Raw genomic sequence first — 366 nt, forward strand, 5'->3', positions numbered from 1 at the left:
AGGTCGAGCACCCGCAGATCATCGGGCAATTCGAACACCCCGAGCGCGCGCCGAGACGCCCTGCTCCTCGGCCTCGACGCCAGGCGATGCACCCTGGGCGAGGTGCGAACCGTGAAGGTGCCGCTGTAGGAGCGGTCCGCGATCGGCACGGGCGGCCGTTCGCCCCCGGGCAGCAGCGGGAACTCGAACAGCGGAGCCGGGTTCTACAGCTGCAACACATCGAGCAGACGCGCCCCATCGAGGTACGCGTTCGCGCTCTCGAGCCAGATGCGGCGGCCGCATCTCCCCACAGCAGACGGGCACGCGCGAGGACATGCTCGAGATCGATCAACAGCGGTGCCGCGACCGGGCCCGGCCGCTCTTGCC

The 366-nt window shown here is 70.2% G+C and carries 1 protein-coding gene; it reads right to left on the reverse strand.

The window, feature by feature from the left end; all coding sequences use genetic code 11:
• A partial coding sequence (locus tag BJL95_RS26135; protein ID WP_368086620.1) for a toxin-antitoxin system HicB family antitoxin occupies positions 1–149 on the reverse strand: 149 nt, incomplete at its 3' end.
• Positions 150–366: the final 217 nt, after the last annotated feature.

The sequence above is a fragment of the Methylomonas sp. LWB genome, assembly GCF_001856095.1.
Lineage (GTDB): Bacteria > Pseudomonadota > Gammaproteobacteria > Methylococcales > Methylomonadaceae > Methylomonas > Methylomonas koyamae_A.